Source organism: Herbivorax alkaliphila (genome assembly GCF_030848475.1).
In the GTDB taxonomy this organism is placed as follows: Bacteria; Bacillota; Clostridia; order Acetivibrionales; family Acetivibrionaceae; genus Herbivorax.
The window spans coordinates 1-4,140 of sequence record NZ_JAVDDS010000097.1; the positions used below are offsets into that span (position 1 = coordinate 1).

Annotated in this window: 7 protein-coding genes and 1 pseudogene; 7 read left to right on the top strand and 1 reads right to left on the bottom strand. The window is 35.9% G+C overall.

Features of this window, described 5'->3' with window-relative positions; all coding sequences use genetic code 11:
• The 5 genes and pseudogenes from RBH29_RS17165 to RBH29_RS17185 form a co-directional block, all read left to right on the top strand.
• Positions 1–578, top strand: a 578-nt coding sequence (locus RBH29_RS17165) for a hypothetical protein (RefSeq protein WP_306698232.1), incomplete at its 5' end; no start/stop codon positions are given.
• A gap of 200 nt (positions 579–778) precedes the next feature.
• Positions 779–1,261, top strand: coding sequence for a transposase (locus tag RBH29_RS17170; protein WP_306698233.1), 483 nt, complete (start codon positions 779–781; stop codon positions 1,259–1,261).
• A 45-nt stretch (positions 1,262–1,306) separates the two neighbouring features.
• A complete protein-coding gene (locus tag RBH29_RS17175) occupies positions 1,307–1,537 on the top strand; it encodes a hypothetical protein (protein ID WP_306698234.1) in 231 nt (76 codons plus the stop codon).
• 33 nt (positions 1,538–1,570) lie between these two features.
• A pseudogene (locus RBH29_RS17180) lies at positions 1,571–1,797 on the top strand (DUF4160 domain-containing protein).
• A gap of 11 nt (positions 1,798–1,808) precedes the next feature.
• Complete coding sequence (locus tag RBH29_RS17185; protein ID WP_306698238.1) at positions 1,809–2,054, top strand: DUF2442 domain-containing protein; 246 nt, start codon at positions 1,809–1,811, stop codon at positions 2,052–2,054.
• A 237-nt stretch (positions 2,055–2,291) separates the two neighbouring features.
• Here RBH29_RS17185 and RBH29_RS17190 read toward each other — a convergent pair whose 3' ends face one another.
• A complete protein-coding gene (locus RBH29_RS17190; RefSeq protein WP_306698235.1) occupies positions 2,292–2,555 on the bottom strand; it encodes a type II toxin-antitoxin system Phd/YefM family antitoxin in 264 nt (87 codons plus the stop codon).
• 383 nt (positions 2,556–2,938) lie between these two features.
• On the opposite strand from RBH29_RS17190, the gene RBH29_RS17200 reads away from it, so the two are divergent.
• A complete protein-coding gene (locus tag RBH29_RS17200; protein WP_306698236.1) occupies positions 2,939–3,535 on the top strand; it encodes a type IV toxin-antitoxin system AbiEi family antitoxin domain-containing protein in 597 nt (198 codons plus the stop codon).
• Positions 3,535–3,771 (top strand): nucleotidyl transferase AbiEii/AbiGii toxin family protein, encoded by a 237-nt coding sequence (locus tag RBH29_RS17205; RefSeq protein ID WP_306698237.1) that lies wholly within the window; start codon positions 3,535–3,537, stop codon positions 3,769–3,771. The genes RBH29_RS17200 and RBH29_RS17205 overlap by 1 nt, the downstream gene beginning before the upstream one ends.
• The last annotated feature ends 369 nt before the right edge of the window (positions 3,772–4,140 follow it).

Here is a 4,140-nt window from a genome sequence, read left to right on the forward strand (position 1 = left end):
ATGTAGCACCAACCTACACCGTAACCTTTACCGTAGAAGATACTGGAACTGACGCTATCGAAGGAGCAGAAATCAGCATTGATGGTCAAACATTAACAACCGATGCTGAAGGTGAAACGACCATTGACTTAGAAGATGGTACCTATGCTTATCAAGTAACAGCAGATGGATATGTAGAAGAAACAGGTAGTGTAGAAGTAGATGGCAGCGGTGTAAGTGAGACAGTAACAATGACAGAAATAGGATTAACAGGTAATGTAGAAGATATTACAATACCAAATGTCCTGATTGTCGGACAATATGCATTTAACCTTGACGATGATGAAGGCAGCTACACGCTAAACAACTATCTAACAGCAGCAGGGACAGTATATAGACCTAACGGAGACAACGAAATTTACTACTCAGTTGGAGACGGTGAAGGCGGAGTTTACTGGTATAACTTAGTTCACATTGATGAAGAAGATATAGAATTACCACAAGATGGCGATGATGAATTTGAAGAAGCAACAGTAGATGCAAGTGAAGTCAATGGTAATGGTTCATACACTCACTGGAATATGACTGACATTGAATAACTCCAGACATTACCAACACTAGCTTAACCTAACCACAAAACAACCCCCAGCGGATAAAGGTACAACTCTAAATCCCTGGGGGTTGTTACCTTTGTTTGCCTTTGTGTGCCAGACATGGAAAAATACAAATACAAGGAGGCGGTTCTTTTGTGATGCCTTTCTTGTTATTTTGTTGTAGAATTTATATCAGGGGTGAGAAAATGCCGAGAGCAGCGAGAAAGAAGAGCAGTACTGGGATTTATCATGTGATGTTAAGGGGTATTAACCACCAAATCATTTTTGAAGATGATGAGGATTATCAAAAATACTTAGATACATTAAAAAAGTATCAAGATGAGAGTGGTTACACAATATACGCATATTGCTTGATGAGCAACCATATTCACTTATTGGTAAAGGAAGAAACAGAGGAAATGAGCATTGCTTTTAGACGGATTGGAGCCAGCTACGTGTACTGGTACAATTGGAAGTATGGTCGCCGGGGTCATTTATTCCAAGATCGCTATAAAAGTGAAGTAGTAGAAAAGGATAGGTATTTTTTAACGGTGATTCATTACATGCACCAAAACCCATTAAAGGCAGGAATTGTAAAAAATATAACTGATTACAGGTGGGGTAGCTATGGGGAATATATTGGGGAGACAGGAATATGTGATACGGATTTTGCACTCAATATGTTTTAAGCCAATCGAGGCAAAGCAATAAAGCTGTTCAAGGAATTCAACCTGATGGAGAATCAGGAACGGTGCTTGGACTATGATCAGGATGTTAGGCTAAATGACGCCGAAGCTAGTGATTTTATCAGGAGCATTTCCGATGCACAGAGCCCTACAGAAATTCAAGGGTTTGACAAGGGTAAACGTAATGAAGTTATTAAAGCGTGCAAGGAGAAAGGTTTGTCTTTTAGGCAAATTGAGCGGCTGACAGGTGTTAGTTTCGGTGTGATAAGGGCGATTTGAACCTCAAGTATGTTTTACGGTATAATAATAAGGATGTTTTGTACTCCTAAAGATTATAATCCTCCACACTTTCATACTTATTACGGAGAGTATAAAGCGGTCATTGATATAAGACTTGTGAGTTAAAGGAAGGTTACTTGCCCAAAAAGCAGCTTAAATTAGTTTTAGCATGGGCGGAACTTCGACAAGAAGAACTAAAGGCGAACTGGGAAATAGCAATGAATAGTGAACTTCCTTATAAGATTGATCCATTAAAATAGGAGGTGGAAGTATTTATTTAGCTGTTACAGATGTTAAACCATTAAGTGAGTATCAATTACTGTTGACCTTTGAGAATGGTGAAAAAAGGCTATTTGACATGAAGCCTTATTTGGATAAGGGCATTTATAAAGAGCTTAAAGATGAAAGTAAATTTAGATCCGTTAAAGTATCTTTTGATAGTATAGAATGGTGCAATCAAGCGGACATTGACCCGGAATTTTTATACGAGAAAAGTGTGGAATATGCCGTGCAGTGACAAAACTAGGGGGACAAACCAAGGAGTGCAAGGGTAAAAAGCATAAACAATAATTAGCATATTATAAAAATCAAGGGAACATCTTGCAGAATTAAAGATAAAATTTATATCTCAGAGACATCTGATTCAACTGGAAAAAGCTAATATAATAATTGTGCACTTTTATCTTATAAAAAATGTGCACTTTTATCTTGACATTTTCAACTAGCAATAGGTGTGAATTTAATCTGATAATTGCTACTTTCCATACTTATCCTTTAATCTTTTAAAGACATCTACTGCATCTTCAAGGGGCTCTCCATTTTCTAGCTGCTCTTCTGCTTTTGCTAACTTCTCATACAGTTCTGCTTTAGCCAGTTTCTTCTCATAGGTTTCCATGCTCATAACAACCATATCACCATAGCCATTTTTCGTAATGAAAATTGGCTCTTTATTCTCATGACATAGTTTTGAAATCTCAGTTGTGTTTCTTAAATCTTTAATGGGTCTAATATCAGGCATAATTACCACTCCTTCCACATGTTTATATCGTGTCTTAATTATAGCATAATTATGACTGATTTTCACGCAGCAACCAGGGGGACAGTCCCTGTGGTTTCTTTTATGAGCCATTTGGAGGTTCCGGAGCACTTTAATAGCCTGTGAACAGACGGATAGGATATGTTTTGCAGCAGAGCTTGAAGAACGCTTTGTGGATGTTATTGTAAAAAGGTATATAGGGCAGATAGGAACGGATGAAGAGGTATTTTTAATTAAAGATGGTGAGAAGAATCCTTATAAAAATTTGAAAACCAATTAAAATCATTGCACAATAAGTGATAACATGGTAAAATGCACTTAAAAGACTGCACTCAAAAACAAAAGCAGTCCGTGAGGTGCAAAAAATGATAATTTTTGATAAAGTAAAGAATGAATTTATTAAAAATAGTGGTGTGCTTAGTACATCTGAACTTAATGATTTAGGTCTTTCTAGTAGGCAAATCAAGAAATTGGTTGATGACGATTTTATTGTTAGAATAAAGAAGGGGTTTTATGAATTAGCTGAAGCTATATCACGTGAAGAAGTTATTATCTCCAGACTGTTTCCTGATGCAGTTATTTTTCTTGAAAGTGCACTCATGTACTACAGTTATACGGATAGAATACCAGTAGCATGGCAGATTGCAGTTGATAGATATAGTAAATCTAGCAAATATAATATTGATTATCCTGTAATAGAACCTTTTTATATTGAACCTAAATTTCTTGAAATTGGTGTAGATAAAATACAAATAGAGAGTGTAAAAGTAAGAATATATGATAGAGATCGTACTATATGCGATGTCCTTCGCTATGAGAAAAAGCTGGAGAAAGAAGTCTTTAATAACGCAATTAAGCGTTATGTAAAAGATTCCAAAAAAAATGTTAGAAAGCTATTTGAGTACGCAGAAGTACTTAATATAAAGAATAAGACACAAACATATATAGGAGTGTGGTTATAATGGGTGATATTGCAGCATCAGTATTAGCAAAATTAAAAAATAAAGCAAGGCAGCAAGGCACCCAACTACAACAGCTAATAAACCTATTTTTCCAAGAAGAATTCATCAGAAGGCTTTCTAGGTCTAGCTATAAAAATAATCTTGTTCTAAAAGGTGGTTTCTTGCTGTATTCAATTAGTGGATTTACTACCAGGCCAACTGTTGATGCAGATTATTGTGTCAGACATGGCTACTAATCTAGCTAGTGAAAGTCTAGCCACGGGTATTTACCGCCAAGTGTAGCGAACCACAAGTTAGTATCAGTAATGGTATAAAGTGGTGTAGCAAAATTCTTGAGCCTACGAACAGAAACTTGACAACAAATCACCAACAGCAACCAAGGGGACAGTCCCTGTGGTTTGCCTTTTATCTGTTGCTTTTATGAAAATGTTTTGTCGAATTTTAAGAAATACTGAAATTAGGTTTCTTTTTATAAATTTTTATTATATAGTGACTATAGTAATTTTTAAAAAGTTACTCCCCTAAATCCCACGGCATTCTCCCTTCTCTTCTTTAGAATGCACGGGTGTTTTTTTTATTACGCTAAATTTTATTATTTTCGTTCC